Below are 15880 nucleotides of genomic sequence, written 5' to 3' on the forward strand. Positions count from 1 at the left end.
GCCGCCGGAGCCGCCGGAGCCGCTGCGCTCAGCGCACGGGAAAGCCGTACGAATAACCCTGTTCCTTGAGCCGCGGCAGAATCTGGCGCAGGGCTTCGACGGTCTGGGAGCGGTCGCCGCCCGCGTCGTGGAAGAGGATCGTCGGGCCGCCCGGCAGTTCCTGCTCCACGGTGGCGACGATGGCGGCCGTGCCCGGCCGTTCGAAGTCCTTGGAGTCCACGTTCCAGCCGAGCGGGCGCATGCCCCGGGAGGCGGCGAGATGGCGGCTGTAGGGGGTGAAGGCGCCGCCAGGGGCCCGGTAGTACATCGGCCTTACGCCTCCGGACGCCTGAGTGATCATGCGTTCGGCGTCCAGGATCTGCTGCGCCTGGTAGGCCTGGGGCTTCTTGTCCATGGTGGTGTCGTGGGACACCGAGTGGTCGCACAGCCGGTGCCCGGCCGCGACCACCTGCTTGACCAGGTCCGGGTGGGCCTGCGCCTGGGTGCCCACCATGCAGAACGTGGCCTTGACCCCGTACTGGCGCAGCACGTCGAGTACTTGGGGGGTCCACACGGGGTCGGGGCCGTCGTCGATGGTGATGTTGACTCCCCGGGCCCCCCGGTCCGAGGCGTGCGCGATGTCCACCGCGACCGGCTTGACGGCACTTCCCTGCCTGGCCGAGGTGGTCTCCCTGGGCGACGCGCTGCCCAACGCTCCGGCCTGCGCGGTCCACACCGAGGCACCGGCAGCGAGCAACGTCACCCCGAGCGCCGCCCCGAGCACCTTGCTGTTCCAGCCCCGCCCGCCGTGCCGTGCCATGTCCGTCCCGCCTTCACGCAGTTGCTCGTCGCTTCCTTGGTCACGTTGCGACCACCTGGCAGGACGAGCGACGGCGGCCTCAGGATGCGTCCGTTACCGATCAAGGACAATTCCGGGGGAGTTCGCGGACAACTCCGCCGACGGCGGCCGGGTGCAGGCCGGTTGGCGTGGCCGCGCTTGTGGTCGATGGGGTGGGCCTGCTCGCCGAGGCCGGCTGCTGCACGGTTGACGCCGCGCAGGGGGCTCCCAAGGGCGAAGGTGGCCGGAGCGGCATTGATGCCGTGGCCCGTGGGAGGTCACTGAGGTGTGCAGAGTGCCGCGATCAAGGACGTCGTCGAAGGTGCCGCCACTGAGTGCCTCAGAGGGCTCGGGGCTCGACCACGGAGTGAACTGCGTGGACCAGCGCGGGGCGGCTCGCCCGACCGCCTTTCAGGACGCCCTTGTCGGGGGCCGGGAAGGAGTCACAGCAGCCCGATGGCGTTTCCGCGATTGGTGACTCGCGCCGTCCTCCGGTGCGCATTGCAGGTGAAGCCGGTGCCGCGGGAACCGGCACACCAGGTCATTCCGGGGGAATGCGAAACTCGAATTCGGGACGGTCCCACGGCACGGCGGGCGGATTCGCGAACGCGGTCCCGGTCCGTACCGCGCCAACGCGATGGTAGAAGTCCTCTGCGGGCTGATGCGACACGACCTTGAGGCGGTCGATTCCGGCGGCACGGGCCTCGGACTGCATGTGCGCGACGAGGAGCCGTCCGATACCCCGTCCTTGCGCTTCGTCGGCGACGAACAGCAGGTCGAGTTCCGGTGGAGCGAGGACGAGCGCGTAGAACCCGAGGACCCGGCCTCCCTGCTCGTCCGCGCCGACGGCCACAAAGGTGCGGTGGGCCTCGATGTAGTCAGGGCCGACCCGGTAGCCCGCGACTGCGGCCGCGTACTTGCCCTCGTAGGCGCTGGAGCCACGCACGAGGCGCGTGAGCCGTTTGGCATCCCGCGCGACGGCCCTCCGTATGGTGATCGGCCGGCCGATCGGGGAAGTGCGTGAACTCATCGGGAGAGTATGTCGCACCGGGGAGCGCCTTCGGGCGGCGGGGCGACCGGTCGGGCAGGAGGAGTACAGGGTGGTCGACGGCAGCTTTCCTGACGCGTTCGTCCTCGGAGTGCCGTGCGCGACCCTTCAGCAGGGCACCGCTCGAGAGATGTCAGGGATGGCTCGGGGACACGTGCCCGCTACCGCTCCCCCACCGGCACGCGCCACACCAGCGTGGTGCCGCCGTCGGGCGGACTGCTCAACGACATTTCTCCGCCCAGCTGTTCGGCCCGCTCGGCCATGTTGCGCAGTCCGCTGCGGCGGCCGCCGGCCGGAATGCCCACACCGTTGTCGGTGACCGTCACCCGCAGCTGGCGGCCGTCGCACTCCAGTGCCAGGTCCGCCCGGTCGGCGTGGGCGTGCCGGGCGATGTTGGTGAGGGCCTCGGAGAGCACGGCCAGTGCGTGGTCGGCGATCTCGCGCGGCACGTCGGTGTCGAGCAGTCCCTCCATGCGCACGCTGGGCGCGAAACCCAGCACCGGGGCCGCCTCACCGGCGGCCCGTACGACCCGGGCGCGCAGTCCCGTGCCGGCCCCACCGTCACGCGCCCGCAGCCCGAAGATCGCCGACCTGATGATCTTGATGGTCTCGTCCAGGTCGTCGACCGCCCGGACCACACGCTCGGAGGCCTCGGGGTGCTCGATGAACCGGCCCGCGCTCTGCAGGGTCATTCCCGTGGCGAACAACCGCTGGATCGCCAGGTCGTGCAGGTCACGGGCGATCCGGTCGCGGTCCTTGAGCACCGCGATCTGCTCGGCGTCCTGACGTCGCTCCGCCAGTTCCATGGCGACGGCGGCCTGCGCGGCAAAGCCCTGCAGGGTCTCGGTCTCGGTCGTGGTGAACTCCGGCCGCCCGGCCTTCCGCGCCAGCAGAAGCACGCCTCGGACCCCCTCCCCGCCCGTGCCGATGGGTACGGCCACGGCGGGGCCGAGCCCCTGGAAACGGGGTGGTTCCGGGGTAACGCGTTCGTCATGGGAGACGTTCGTACTGACGGCAGGGGCGCCGGTGGAGAAGGCCAGCCCCATCAAGGTCGCCTCCATCGGGAGCACGAGCCCCTTGTGCGCTTCGGAATCCAGCCCGACGGCGATCTCCACGGCGAGCGACCCGGTGTCCTCCATGGGCAGCGCGACCGCGGACAGCGCCGATCCGGTGATCTCGCCGGCCCGCTCGGCGATGAGTGCGAGCACGTCGGTGCGTCCGCCGCCGGACATGAGGCTATGGGTGACCTCCGCGTTCGCCCGCAGCCAGCGCTCACGCAGCCGGGAGTCCTCATAGAGGCGGGCGTTGTCGATGGCGACGCCCGCCGCCACCGCCAGGGTCGAGAGAACGGACTCGTCGTCCTCGTCGAACTGCGCGCCGCCCCGCTTCTCGGTGAGGTACAGGTTGCCGAAGATCTGGTCGCGCACCCGGATGGGCACGCCGAGGAAGCTGTTCATCGGCGGATGGTGGTCCGGGAAGCCGTATGACGAAGGATGCTCGGAGATCTTCGTCAGGCGCAGCGGCTCGGGATGGCGGATCAGCTCACCGAGGATGCCGTGGCCCTCCGGGAAGGGGCCGATCCGGGCGATCTGCTCCTCGGTGACCCCGACGGTGTGGAAGGCGGACAGACGCCTGCCGTCCGGGCCGATCACACCGAGGGCCGCGTACTCCGCGTCGACGAGCACTCCGGCGGCTTCGACGATGCTGTGCAGCGCCTGCTCCAGATCCAGCTCGCGGCCGACCGAGAGCACCGCCTCCAGCAGGCTGTGCACCCGGTCCCGGGTGCCACGGGCCGCGTCCAGCCGCGCCTGAAGCTCCTCCAACAGCTCGTCCAGCCTCAGCTGCGGCAGCCGTACACGGGCCTCCTGCGGCTCCTGGGGGCTTGCCACCTGCGTCTCCTCGGGTCCCTCGGACGGGCTGACACCTGCCGCTCCGGTCGTGGACCACGCTACCGGCCGACGGCGGGTGACGGTACGAATCTGATCCGGCGGAGAAGGTCCGGTGGCCGCGTTTGCCGTGAACGGACGCGTAACGGGCATCCGCCCGCACCTCGCAGGGCCGCACTGGGGCCGTTCGGCCCTGTGCCGGGGACGGACAGCACCTGCCGGGCGGACCCAGCGGTGTTCGACGCTGAGGCCACGTCGTGACCGAGGAGCCGAACCGGGTCCGCCGAGCCGAGGAGCACAGCGTCATGGTCCGTTACGTGCACGACTTCCGCGAAGGCCGCCGGAACATGGCTGACCTGTTGGGCGGCAAGGGCGCGAACCTGGCCGAGATGACCCGGCTGGGCCTGCCGGTCCCGCCGGGCTTCACCGTGACCACCGACGCCTGCCGGGCCTTCCTCGCGACCGGCGCCGAGCCGGACGGCATGTCGGCCGAGGTATCCCGGCACCTGTCCGTCCTGGAGGAGTCCGCCGGGCGCCGACTGGGGCAGCGGGACGACCCGCTGCTGGTGTCCGTCCGGTCCGGGGCGCGCTTCTCCATGCCCGGCATGATGGAGACCGTCCTGGACATCGGCCTGAACGACGACTCCGTCCTGGGCCTCGCCAAGACGTCCGGCAGTGACCGCTTCGCCTGGGATTCCTACCGCCGGCTCGTCCAGATGTTCGGCAGCACGGTCATGGGTGTCGACACCGCCCGGTTCGACGATGCCATGACCCTGCTCAAGGAGGCCCGTGAAGCCCCCGACGACCTGTACCTGGACGCGAGCGACCTCGCCGGCCTGGTCGAGACCTACAAGCGGCTGATCCTCGACGAGACGGGCCGGACGTTCCCCCAGTCGCCCGCCGAGCAGCTGCGCCTGGCGATCCTCGCCGTCTTCCGGTCCTGGAACGGCGAACGCGCCCGCCTGTACCGCCGCCGCGAGCACATCCCCGACGACCTCGGCACGGCGGTCACCGTGCAGCGCATGGTCTACGGCAATCTCGGCCCCGACTCCGGCAGCGGCGTCGCCTTCACCCGCGACCCGGCCACCGGCCGGCCCGGCCTGTACGGCGACTACCTGGCCAACGCCCAGGGCGAGGACGTCGTCGCCGGCATCCGCAACACCGTGCCCCTGACCGAACTGGAGCAGCTGGACCCTGACTCCTACCGGCGCCTGCGCGACCACATGGGCACCCTGGAGCGGCACTACCGGGACCTGTGCGACATCGAATTCACCATCGAGCGCGGCACGCTGTGGATGCTCCAGACCAGGGTCGGCAAGCGCACCGCCGAGGCCGCGTTCGCCATCGCCGCCGAACTGGTCGAGGAAGGACAGATCACCGCGGAGGAGGCACTGGCCCGGGTCAGCGGGGACGGCCTGGCCCGGCTGATGTTCCCGCGCTTCGACACCGACGCCACCGGTACCGCGCTCGCCCCCGGCCTCCCGGCCTCCCCCGGCGCGGCGGTCGGCGCGGCGGTCTTCGACTCCGCCGAGGCCGTACGGCGTGCCGCGGCGGGCGAGAGGACGGTGCTCGTCCGCCAGGAGACCACCCCCGACGACCTGCCCGGCATGGTCGCCGCCGAGGCCGTGCTGACCAGCCGGGGCGGCAAGACGAGCCACGCGGCCGTGGTCGCCCGCGGCATGGGCAAGGTGTGCGTCTGCGGCGCGGAGGAACTCACCGTGGACACCGCGGCCCGGCACTTCACCACCCCCGACGGAACCCTCGTCGAGGAGGGCACGGTCATCTCGGTGGACGGCACCGCCGGAGCCGTGTACGCGGGTGCGGTGCCACTGGTCGCCTCCGCGGCGATGCGGTACCTGGAGACCGGCGAGCAGTCCGACGGAGTCGTGGCCGCAGTGGCCCGCTCTCTCGAACAGGCCGACTCCCTGCGGCGGTTGGAGGTCCGCGCCAACGCCGACACCCCCGAGGACGCACGGCGTGCCCGCCGGTTCGGCGCGCAGGGCGTGGGGCTGTGCCGTACCGAGCACATGTTCCTCGGCGAGCGCCGCAAGCTGGTCGAGGCGATGATCCTCGCCGTAACGGACTCCGATCGCGACCGGGCACTGGCGGCTCTCCTGCCGCTCCAGCGACAGGACTTCACCGACATCCTGGAGGCGATGGACGGACTGCCCGTGACCATCCGCCTGCTGGATCCGCCGTTGCACGAGTTCCTGCCCGACCGCACCGAACTCGCCGTCCGCATCGCGGCAGCAGAAGCCCGCGGTGACCAACCTGAACCGCACGAGGCCGAGTTGCTCGCCGCGGTGAACCGCATGCACGAGGAGAACCCGATGCTCGGGCTGCGCGGCGTGCGCCTGGGGCTGGTGGTTCCGGGGCTGGTCGCCATGCAGGTACGGGCCGTCGCCGAGGCCGTCGTGGCCCGGACGAAGGCCGGAGGCTCTCCGCGGGCCGAGATCATGGTGCCGCTGGTCGGCGCGGTCGAGGAACTGCGGATCGAACGCGCCGAGGTCGAGCGGGTACTGGACGAGGTGTCGTACGAGTCCGGTGTTCCGGTGCGGTGCCCGGTCGGCACGATGATCGAGCTGCCCCGCGCCGCCCTCACCGCCGGCCGGATCGCCGAGGAGGCGGAGTTCTTCTCCTTCGGCACGAACGACCTCACCCAGACCACCTGGGGCTTCTCCCGGGACGACGTCGAGGCGGCGTTCTTCTCCGCCTACCTCGACAAAGGCGTCTTCCCCACCTCGCCGTTCGAGACCATCGACCGCGACGGCGTGGGGCGGCTGATCCGGATCGCGGTCGAGGAGGGCCGCGCCGCCCGCCCCGGCCTGACGCTCGGCGTCTGCGGCGAACACGGCGGCGATCCCGACTCCGTCCACTTCTTCCACGCGGCGGGACTGGACTACGTGTCCTGCTCGCCGTTCCGGGTCCCGGTGGCGCGGCTGGAGGCGGGCCGGGCGGCACTGTCCGACACCGAGGGCAGCGACAGCCGGTGAGGGCACGCCGTACAGGACCGGCAGCAGTCACGGAACGATCACAGGGAGCGGATCACATGACCGACAGGGATGTCAGCACCCAGGACACACCCGTCGCCGTCCAGGTACGGACGGACGGCGACGTGGACGACGAAGCACTCGCGTACTTCCGGGCCAAGGTCCACGCGGCCCTGACCCGGCCGGGACTTCCGGCCGTCAGGGGCAGAGTGACGATCAGCAGGTCCGCCGCACACCAGGTCCTGCCGTGGTCCGCCGGGGCCGACGTCCGAGTGGGCAGCCACCTCGTCGTCGTACGCCTTCGGGAGGCCGACGCGCACACGCTCGCGGACCGGTTGGAGGACCGGCTGCGTGCCCGGGTGGACAGGGCCGTGCACCTCACGGACACGGCTCGCCGGTCGGCCGGGCCACCCCCGTGGCGCGGCGGCGCGACGCGCGGCGACGGAGGCCGCGGGAGTTCCGCTCCCGACGAGTGAGTGCCGTCCGGTCCCCGGTCGGGGACCATCGGCCCTTGGCGCGGCCCTCGGCCAGGGAGAAGCTTGAAATAGGAGCGGCACCGATCCCCCGCGGTGTCGCTCCGTATGCATTCCGACCGGGCAGTACACCACGAAACCCCCAACGGAAAGTCCGTCATGGTCCACAACGCCGGGCGGCCGGCCTTCGCAGGACCGCGCCGCCGCATCGAGCTCGACAGCGCCGAGGCACTGCGACTGCTGGGCAGCGTGTCCCTGGGAAGGATCGTCTTCACCCTGCACGCGCTCCCGACCGTCCGCACCGTCAACCACGTCCTGGACGGCGGGGATGTCGTCATCCGCACACACGAGGGCACCGCCCTGACCTCGTACACACAGCAGGCCAACGGCCCCGGTGTCGTCGTCGCCTACGAGGCGGACGACATCGACGCGGCGACGCATCTCGGCTGGAGCGTGGTGGTGACGGGGTACGCCCGGCCGGTGACCGACCCCGGTGAACTGGACCGTTACCAGGCGATGCTGGAGCCGTGGGTGGAGCAGCCCATGGACTACGCGATCCGCATCCGGCCCGAGCTGGTCACGGGCATCCTGCTCACCCCCGGCGGCCGGGCGAGCGAGGGCTGAGCCCTGCCCGCCCGTCGGGACGGACGGCTTGTCCATTTCCCATTCCCCTCTGCACCGCGATCGCGTGACCGCCGGGCTCAACGCAGCTGTCGGCGACGGCAGTTCGGGGTCGGTGTGCCGGTGCGTCCGGGGGTGCGGGACACGCGGTCGCACACCGCCCTGCGCCGCCTCCCGCGTCTCTTCCCGGTGAGGCGCACGCCAGCGGCGCTGGAGGCGAGGACCGGGCCCGCCTCGTCACCACCTGAGGGTGGCGATGCCGCGCAGGACCGTGGCGGACAGCCCGGCGCCCGTGGATCAGCCATCCGTCTCTGTCCGTGTCACACGTTGATCCGGCGTCCCGTGATGGTGTCCGGCTCCACACGCACCCACAGGTCACGCCGGCCTCCCGCCCAGGGCGTGCTGTACGCCTGCTCCACGAGCCGGTGGGCCTCGTCGGCATCCGTCACGGTCCGAGCGCGTCCGCGCACCAACACGCTCCAGCCACGGCTGAACGCGTCGTCGATGTGGTCGACCTCGAAAGCGACCCGGTGGCCGGCCGCCAGCGACGGTGTCGTACCCGCGGCGGTCCGAAAGACGATGGCGCCGTCGGTGACGCTGTAGTTGACCGGAACGATGCCGGGCCCGGACTCGGTGGTCACCGCGATTCTCCCCACGCCGTGCGTTCCGAGCAGAGCTCTGCACTCGTCCGCGCTCAGCTCGGTGAACTCGGGGGCACGGGCCGCCTGTTCCAGGCCGGGAGGCAGGTCCGTGGCCGCGCCGGTGAGCTCCGGCACCGTGGTCTCCAGAGCCGCAGCCAGGCTGAGAAGTGTTCCCCGGTTCGGCGTGGCACCGGGGTTCTCCTCCAGGTGCCTCAGGTAGCCGGGCGCCATGCCCGCCTTGGTCGCCGTTTCCTCTCGGCTCAGGCCGAGTTGTGCGCGGCGCGTGGCGAGACGGCGGCCCAGGTCGCCCAACGGCCTCTCGGCCTGCTTGTGTTCGGCCATGGTCGTCACGTCCTTTCGTCAGGCCTCGCGCACGGCGACGGCCTGGTGCTGTTCCGCGCCGAGCACGATCTTGAGGGCGCCGGTGACGGCGGCCCGGGAGAAGACGTCGTACGCCTCCTCCATGTGCTCCAGCGGGAAGGTGTGGGTGACCAGCTCCGAGGTGGGCAGCCGGCCTGCGGCCGCCATCCGCAGCAGGGTCGGGGTGGAATGGGTGTCGACGAGTCCGGTCGTGATGGTGATGTTCTTGATCCACAGGTCTTCGAGATGAAGGGTCGCGGGGGCGCCGTGCACGCCGACGTTGGCGACGTGACCGCCGGGACGGACCATGCGCGTGCACAGCTCGAAGCTGTCCGGTACACCCACGGCCTCGATGACGACGTCCGCACCGAGCCCGTCGGTGAGGTCGGCGATCAGCTGTTCGGGGGCTTCCCTGGCGTCGGCCACTGCATCGGCGCCGAGCCGTCGGGCGGCGTCCAGCCGGGCCGGGGCCAGGTCCACGGCGACGATCCGCTCGGGAGAGAACAGCTGGGCCGTGGCGATGGCCGCGAGTCCGATGGGGCCGGCTCCGACCACGACGACGGTGTCTCCTGGGCGTACGTGACCGTTGAGCACGCCCACCTCGTAGGACGTCGGGAAGATGTCCGCCAGCAGGACGGCGTCCGCGCTGTTCATCGCGGCGGGCAGCGGGTGCACGGACAGGTCGGCGTAGGGGACGCGGACGTACTCGGCCTGGGTGCCGTCGATCAGGTGTCCGAGGATCCAGCCTCCTCCACCGCGGCACTGGCCGTACATTGCCTGCCGGCAGTAGGAACAGCGCCCGCACGCGCTGATGCAGGAGACCAGGACACGGTCCCCCGGGCGCACCGTCCGTACATCGCTGCCGACCTCGACGATCTCGCCGACCGCCTCGTGCCCCAGCACAGTGCCGGGGCGCACCTCCGGGACGTCGCCCTTGAGGATGTGCAGGTCGGTGCCGCAGATGGTGACGGCCACGACGCGCACGATCGCATCGGTGGGATCCTTGATCGCCGGGTCGGGTACCTCTTCCCAAGCGGCCTGTCCGGCGCCGTGGAACACATAGCCCTTCATGACGCTCCTCATCCACTCGCTCGGCTGCGGAGCTCGGGCCCGGCGGTGGATTTCGGCTGCCGGTGGAGGCCTGACGTCGTCCGCGCGCCGGATTTGCCCCGCACCTCCAGCGTGGCCCGCGGGTGCGGAGACCGCTTGGGCCGGTCGGGCCCCTTTCCCGACCGACAGGGCATGCCGCCCACGGATGTCACGAGCCGTTCGTGTGCCGGCCGGGCCCGGTAGCAGGGACCGTTCGGCCCTTCCGCACCGTCCGTCGGCGCGGCTTTGGTCTCACCATGTCCGAAAACGAGGGCCGCCGCGCCTCACACGGTTCGCGCCATCGAGGGGACCGCCGTCGTGGCGCCGTACGGCGAGACAGACCTCGTGACGGCGATCTCGCCGGCCGCTCACCTTGACATCCTGCCCTCTGTCAGCCACCCCGTTCCGTGTCCTTCCGGTCCGGGCGGCGTCTTCGAGATACACCCGCACCTGTCGGCGGCGCAGGCCACTCCCCCGTCGGCGGTCGGGCTTCTTCCTGCCGCCGTGGGATGACCAGTACGGCGATGTACTCGCCTCACGGTTCCGGTGCTCATGGGCCGAACGGCCCTCTCCGCGGCCGGAAACCTGTCCCGAGCGGCCCGTGAGCGCGGCCCCCTCGGCCCATGCCGTCGCCCACCGGGGCCTGTCACCGTCGACGGTGTGACGACGGGAAGGAGTGCGAAGCCATGGCCTACGCCAAACGGACGAAGAAGTGGTTCTGGCGCTGGCGGAACAACCCGTTGAGGCGGCGCGACGACGTCGCCGAGGCGTGGATCATCCTGGCACTGTGGGCCGTCGTCGCCGTGGGAGGCACCGCTGTCGGTCTGGTGACAGCGCACGCCACGGACGAGACACTCGCACAACAGCGTGCCGATCGCCGCTCCACCCACGCGGTGCTCCTCACCGACACGCCGAAGCACATGTCGGTGGCCCAGTCGTCGGAGGACAAGGCTTCCGCCACCGTCCGCTGGAGGACCCCCGACGGCTCCGCCCGTACCGGGCGCACCCTGGTCGACACCGGGTTGAAGGCCGGGACTCGAGTCGTGGTCTGGCAGGACGGCCACGGCACGCTGGTCGCCGCACCGCCGAGTGCCGGCGAAGCCGCCGTCGAGGCCGGCGCGCTGGGCATGGCCGCCGGACTCGCCCTCACCGGCGCGGTACTCGGCATGGGAGCCGTCGTGCGGTGGCGGCTCGACCGGCAGCGCATCGACAGCTGGGGACAGGAGTGGGACCTGGTGGGTCCGCGGTGGGGACACAGGACCGGCTGAAGCCCACCCCATGCTGCGGCAACAGCCCGACGGCCCGGTCGGCACCACCGACGACCGGGCCTGATCCACATCGTCTTGAGGGGAGCAGAGCGTCATGGAACGAGTCGTCGTTGCGCGTGTTCAAGGCTCGACGCACCACGAGTCGGTCGTCCGCTGGGCCCGTCAGGAAGCGACACGACGCGGACTCGCCCTCCGGGTGGTCCACGACGGGCAACCCGACGATCTGAAGGACGCGCAGCTGATCGTCACTGACGCACACGACTTGGACGGCGTCCTGTTCCCGGCCTGCCCTGTCGTGCTGGTTCCCGAGGTGCCCACCGCTCAGCCCTTCGCGCGCCCCGGCGCTGAGATCGTGCTCGGCGTGGACGCCCGAGAACCTGCTCAAGCGGCCGTCGGCTTCGCCTTCGACACCGCCAGGATGCGGGGCGTGCGGCTGCGTGCGGTGCATGCCTGGAAGTTCCCTTACTGCGCCGCCGAGTTGCCCTTCGGTGTGCCGGAGGAGGACCGGGCCGTCTGGGAGGACCACGAGGTGCAGCTGCTCTCCGACGCACTCCGACCGTGGCGGGAAAAGCACTCCGACGTGCACGTACTGGAGGACGTCCGGCTGTTGCCTCCGGCCCGAGCGCTGAGCCGGTGTACCGCGAGCGCCGCGCTGGTGGTCGTGGGCCGGGGTGCACAGAGCGAGCCAGGGCCGACCCCGCGGGCACTCCTGACCGAGGCCTTGTGCCCCGTCGCCGTGGTGCCCACGTAGGCAGGGCTCGGCAGGCGGGCACCGTGGCCGCCGTCTGCTCTCCACCCGCCGGCTCGGCGGCCACCTGCGCCGCCCACTCCTGGAGCACCGCGGAGTCCCGCAAGTCACCGCCCTGCCCATGGTCATCCGGACCACGGCTTCCTCCGCGCCTTCATGTCCCGCTCGGAGGCCAGAGCGAGCGGCCCGCTGCTGAAGAGCCAGAGCGGCGTTCGGCGAGGGCGCGACGGTGTCACCGGACCGCTCGGCGGGTGTCCTTGTGCCGGCGTCCGGCGTACGGTGCCCGACCGACCACGACGGCGTGGTACGAGGACCCGCTCGCCACCGACCGGGCGAGCAGCACCTCCACGGTCGGCCTGCCTTGTGCAGGGCCCCGCAGCTTGCGCAGCCAGTCGTCCGCCATGCCGTGAAGGGCTTGCTCGTCGGGGTGTAGCCGGCCTTCGGCCAGGCGCCGGGTGAGCCGGTCGACAACTGCGACCACGCCGTCGATCCGGCGGGTCATCGCGACGGCGATCTCCATCTGTCTGTGCGCTGGTCGTACCTGGTGCGCAGGAGGAGACCGGTGATCGGCGGCACCGGTCTCCGTCCGGGTGGGTCAGTCGTCGGCGACGGGCCGTGAGGGCGCGGAGCCGGTTGGTGCAGCCCCACTCGTTGGCCTGGCCGAAGACGAGGCAGGGGTGTTCAGGCGTCCCACGTCCAGTCGGCGACCTCGGGCAGGTCGGTGCCGTGTTCGCGGATCCATGCCTGGTGGCGGGTGCGGGCGTCGGCCATCTGCTGACGCAGGGCGGCGGCGCGGACAGCGAGGCCGGGGACGCGGTCGATGACGTCCATGACCAGGCGGTAGCGGTCGAGGTCGTTGCGGACGACCATGTCGAAGGGGGTCGTCGTGGTGCCGGACTCCTTGTAGCCGCGCACATGGAGGTTCTTGTGGCCGGTGCGGCGGTAGCTGAGCCGGTGGATCAGCCACGGGTAGCCGTGGTAGGCGAAGATGACCGGCTTGTCGGTGGTGAACAGGCCGTCGTACTCGAAGTCGCTCATTCCGTGCGGGTGTTCCTCGCGGGGCAGCAGCCGGGTCATGTCGACGACGTTGACCACCCGGACGGCGAGGTCGGGCAGGTGGCGGCGCAGCAACTGGGCGGCGGCCAGCACCTCCTGGGTAGGTACGTCACCGGCGCAGGCCAGGACGGCGTCCGGTTCGCGGGAACCGTCCTCGGTGCCCGCCCATTCCCAGATCCCGGCCCCGCGGGCGCAGTGGGCGCGGGCCTGGTCCATGGACAGCCAGTCGAAGCAGGGCTGCTTGCCGGCGACGACGACATTGACGTAGTCGCGGCTGCGCAGCACGTGATCCGCCACGGAGAGCAGGGTGTTGGCGTCCGGCGGCAGATAGACGCGGACGACCTCGGGACTCTTGTTGAGGACGTGGTCGACGAAGCCGGGGTCCTGGTGGGAGAAGCCGTTGTGGTCCTGGCGCCAGACGTGCGAGGTCAGCAGGTAGTTGAGGGAGGCGATCGGAGCGCGCCAGGCCAGCTCCCGTGAGGTCTTCAGCCACTTGATGTGCTGGTTGACCATGGAGTCGACGATGTGGACGAACGCTTCGTAGCAGGAGAACAGTCCGTGCCTGCCGGTGAGGAGGTAGCCCTCCAGCCAGCCCTGGCAGGTGTGTTCGGAGAGGATCTCCATCACCCGGCCGTGCCGTTCGAGGTGTTCGTCGACCGGGAGCAGCTCGGCCTGCCAGGCCTTGCCGCTGGCATCGAAGACGGCCTGGAGGCGGTTGGAGGCGGTCTCGTCGGGGCCGACGACCCGGAAGTCCCGGCGGGCCGAGGTGTCGTGCATGACCTGTTCGAGGAGATCGCCGAGGACCCGGGTCGGCTCGTGCAGGGTGGTGCCCGGCTTGTCGACGGGTACGGCGAACCGGTCGAGATCAGGGACGGGCAGGTCGCGTACGAGCAGGCCTCCGTTGGCGTGCGGACTGGAGCCCAGGCGCTTGGTGCCCTCGGGCACGCAGGCGAGGACGTCCGCCACGGGGCGACCGGCGGCGTCGAACAGCTCCTGCGGGTGGTACGACCGCAGCCAGGCCTCCAACTGCCGCAGGTGCTCGGGGTTTTCGCGCACGTTGGCCAGCGGGACCTGGTGGGCTCGCCAGGTGCCCTCGACGGGCAGCCCGTCCACCTCGGCAGGGCCGGTCCAGCCCTTGGGTGTGCGCAGCACGATGACGGGCCAGTGCACCCGCTCGCTCACGCCGTCCTCGCGGGCCGTCCGCTGCATCACCTCGATCCGGTCCAGGGCCTGGTCGAAGGCGTGGGCCATGGCACGGTGGACGGTCATCGGGTCGTCGCCGGTGACATGGATCGGGTCGTGGCCGTAGCCGCGCAGCAGCGCGTCGAGTTCAGCCTCCGGGAGGCGGGCGAGCACCGCCGGGTTCGCGATCTTGTAGCCGTTGAGGTGGAGGATCGGCAGGACCGCGCCGTCGTGCACCGGGTCGAGGAACTTGTTGGAGTGCCAGGCGGCGGCGAGCGGTCCGGTCTCCGCCTCGCCGTCGCCGATCACACAGGCGACCAGCAGGTCCGGATTGTCGAAGGCCGCCCCGTACGCGTGCGAGAGGGAGTAGCCGAGCTCACCGCCCTCATGGATCGACCCGGGTGTCTCCGGGGCGACATGGCTGGGCACCCCGCCCGGGAAGGAGAACTGTCGGAACAGCCGCTCCATCCCCTGGCCGTCGCGCGGTACGTTCGGGTAGGTCTCGCTGTAGCTGCCCTCCAGCCAGGAGTTGGCGAGAACCGACGGTCCGCCGTGCCCCGGCCCCCACACGCACAGCGCGTCGAGCCCCCGCGCCTTGATCACGCGGTTGAGGTGGGTGTGGACGAGGTTCAGTCCGGGCGAGGTGCCCCAGTGACCGAGCAGCCGGGGCTTGATGTGCTCCGGTTTCAGGGGCTCGGTCAGCAGCGGGTTGGCCAGCAGGTAGATCTGCCCGGCGGCCAGGTAGTTGGCGGCCCGCCAATGGGCGTCCAGGGTGCGCAGTTCGTCGTCGGAAAGTACGGTGGCGTCCTGGTGTTCGACACGTTGTGCCTCGGACATGGGATGGCTCCGTGAGTAGGTCATCGGGCGGTGGAGGCGGCATGGCCGGCAAGGCTGCGGCGAGGGTGCCGCGCAAGTCGTACGAGAAGGAACTGCTGCGTCTGCAGACGGAGTTGGTGAGACTCCAGGAGTGGGTGCGGGCCGAGGGCGCCCGGGTGGTCGTCGTCTTCGAGGGGCGGGACGCGGCGGGCAAGGGCGGCACCATCAAGCGGGTCGCCGAGCATCTCAACCCCCGCGTCGCCCGGATCGCGGCGCTCCCCAAGCCGACCGAGCGGGAGCGCACCCAGTGGTACTTCCAGCGGTACGTCGAGCATCTGCCGGCCGCCGGAGAGATCGTGCTGTTCGACCGGTCCTGGTACAACCGGGCCGGGGTCGAGCATGTGATGGGCTTCTGCACCAGGGAGGAGTACCAGCTCTTCTTGCGGCAATGCCCGATATTCGAACGGATGCTGGTCGAAGCGGGGGTCGAACTGCGGAAGTACTGGTTCTCGGTGAGCGACACCGAGCAGCAGGAGCGGTTCCGTAAGCGGCTGGAGGATCCGCTGCGGCGCTGGAAGCTCTCGCCGATGGATCTGGAGTCGATCACCCACTGGGAGGCGTACTCCCGGGCCAAGGACGAGATGATGGTGCACACCGACATCTCCGAGGCGCCGTGGTACGTCGTGGAGAGCGACGACAAGCGGCGGGCGCGGCTGAACATGATCGCCCACCTCCTGGGTTCGCTGCCCTACCACGATGTGCCGCCGCCGGTGCTGGAGCTGCCGGTGCGCCCGGAGTCGACCGGCTACGAGCGTCCGCCGCGCGATCTGCAGACCTTCGTCCCCGACCACGCGGCGAGTCTCTGAGCAGCCGGTCGCCGGGGTC

General features: G+C 71.0%; 13 protein-coding genes. 6 read left to right on the forward strand and 7 right to left on the reverse strand.

Annotated features, from left to right (window positions below; all coding sequences use genetic code 11):
• Positions 1-28 precede the first annotated feature (28 nt).
• From BFN33_RS24005 to BFN33_RS24015, 3 genes are all read right to left on the reverse strand, one after another.
• Entirely contained in the window at positions 29-799 is a 771-nt protein-coding gene (locus tag BFN33_RS24005; protein WP_069762176.1) for a polysaccharide deacetylase family protein, read from the reverse strand.
• Between the two features lie 559 nt (positions 800-1358).
• Positions 1359-1847, reverse strand: coding sequence for a GNAT family N-acetyltransferase (locus BFN33_RS24010; protein WP_069762177.1), 489 nt, complete (start codon positions 1845-1847; stop codon positions 1359-1361).
• Between the two features lie 179 nt (positions 1848-2026).
• The gene (locus BFN33_RS24015; RefSeq protein WP_069762178.1) at positions 2027-3754 is read right to left on the reverse strand and encodes a GAF domain-containing sensor histidine kinase; all 1728 of its coding nucleotides are present in this window, start codon (positions 3752-3754) and stop codon (positions 2027-2029) included.
• A gap of 302 nt (positions 3755-4056) precedes the next feature.
• Here BFN33_RS24015 and ppdK point away from each other — a divergent pair, with 302 nt between their 5' ends.
• The 3 genes from ppdK (at position 4057) to BFN33_RS24030 (ending at position 7838) form a co-directional block, all read left to right on the forward strand.
• Positions 4057-6744, forward strand: a complete 2688-nt coding sequence (gene ppdK / locus BFN33_RS24020) for a pyruvate, phosphate dikinase (protein ID WP_069762282.1) — start codon at positions 4057-4059, stop codon at positions 6742-6744.
• A gap of 56 nt (positions 6745-6800) precedes the next feature.
• Positions 6801-7217: a hypothetical protein gene (locus tag BFN33_RS24025; RefSeq protein WP_069762179.1), complete on the forward strand. Its 417-nt coding sequence runs from the start codon at positions 6801-6803 to the stop codon at positions 7215-7217.
• 156 nt (positions 7218-7373) lie between these two features.
• On the forward strand, positions 7374-7838 hold the full coding sequence (locus tag BFN33_RS24030) for a pyridoxamine 5'-phosphate oxidase family protein (protein ID WP_069762180.1): 465 nt from the start codon (positions 7374-7376) through the stop codon (positions 7836-7838).
• A 317-nt stretch (positions 7839-8155) separates the two neighbouring features.
• Here the strand turns inward: BFN33_RS24030 and BFN33_RS24035 are convergent, their stop codons facing one another.
• Together BFN33_RS24035 and BFN33_RS24040 are read right to left on the reverse strand one after the other, a co-directional pair.
• A complete protein-coding gene (locus tag BFN33_RS24035) occupies positions 8156-8818 on the reverse strand; it encodes a pyridoxamine 5'-phosphate oxidase family protein (RefSeq protein ID WP_069762181.1) in 663 nt (220 codons plus the stop codon).
• A gap of 18 nt (positions 8819-8836) precedes the next feature.
• Positions 8837-9907 (reverse strand): zinc-dependent alcohol dehydrogenase family protein, encoded by a 1071-nt coding sequence (locus BFN33_RS24040; protein ID WP_069762182.1) that lies wholly within the window; start codon positions 9905-9907, stop codon positions 8837-8839.
• Between the two features lie 704 nt (positions 9908-10611).
• Here BFN33_RS24040 and BFN33_RS24045 point away from each other — a divergent pair.
• A complete protein-coding gene (locus tag BFN33_RS24045) occupies positions 10612-11193 on the forward strand; it encodes a hypothetical protein (RefSeq protein WP_069762183.1) in 582 nt (193 codons plus the stop codon).
• A 94-nt stretch (positions 11194-11287) separates the two neighbouring features.
• Positions 11288-11944, forward strand: a complete 657-nt coding sequence (locus tag BFN33_RS24050; protein WP_079140986.1) for a universal stress protein — start codon at positions 11288-11290, stop codon at positions 11942-11944.
• A 229-nt stretch (positions 11945-12173) separates the two neighbouring features.
• Here BFN33_RS24050 and BFN33_RS53245 read toward each other — a convergent pair whose 3' ends face one another.
• Positions 12174-12461, reverse strand: coding sequence for a hypothetical protein (locus BFN33_RS53245; protein ID WP_069762184.1), 288 nt, complete (start codon positions 12459-12461; stop codon positions 12174-12176).
• A gap of 161 nt (positions 12462-12622) precedes the next feature.
• Complete coding sequence (locus BFN33_RS24060) at positions 12623-15016, reverse strand: phosphoketolase (RefSeq protein WP_069762185.1); 2394 nt, start codon at positions 15014-15016, stop codon at positions 12623-12625.
• A 41-nt stretch (positions 15017-15057) separates the two neighbouring features.
• On the opposite strand from BFN33_RS24060, the gene ppk2 reads away from it, so the two are divergent.
• Positions 15058-15861, forward strand: a complete 804-nt coding sequence (ppk2, locus tag BFN33_RS24065) for a polyphosphate kinase 2 (RefSeq protein WP_069762186.1) — start codon at positions 15058-15060, stop codon at positions 15859-15861.
• Positions 15862-15880: the final 19 nt, after the last annotated feature.

Origin of the sequence: Streptomyces sp. LUP47B, assembly GCF_001746295.1 — a bacterium.
Lineage (GTDB): Bacteria > Actinomycetota > Actinomycetes > Streptomycetales > Streptomycetaceae > Streptomyces.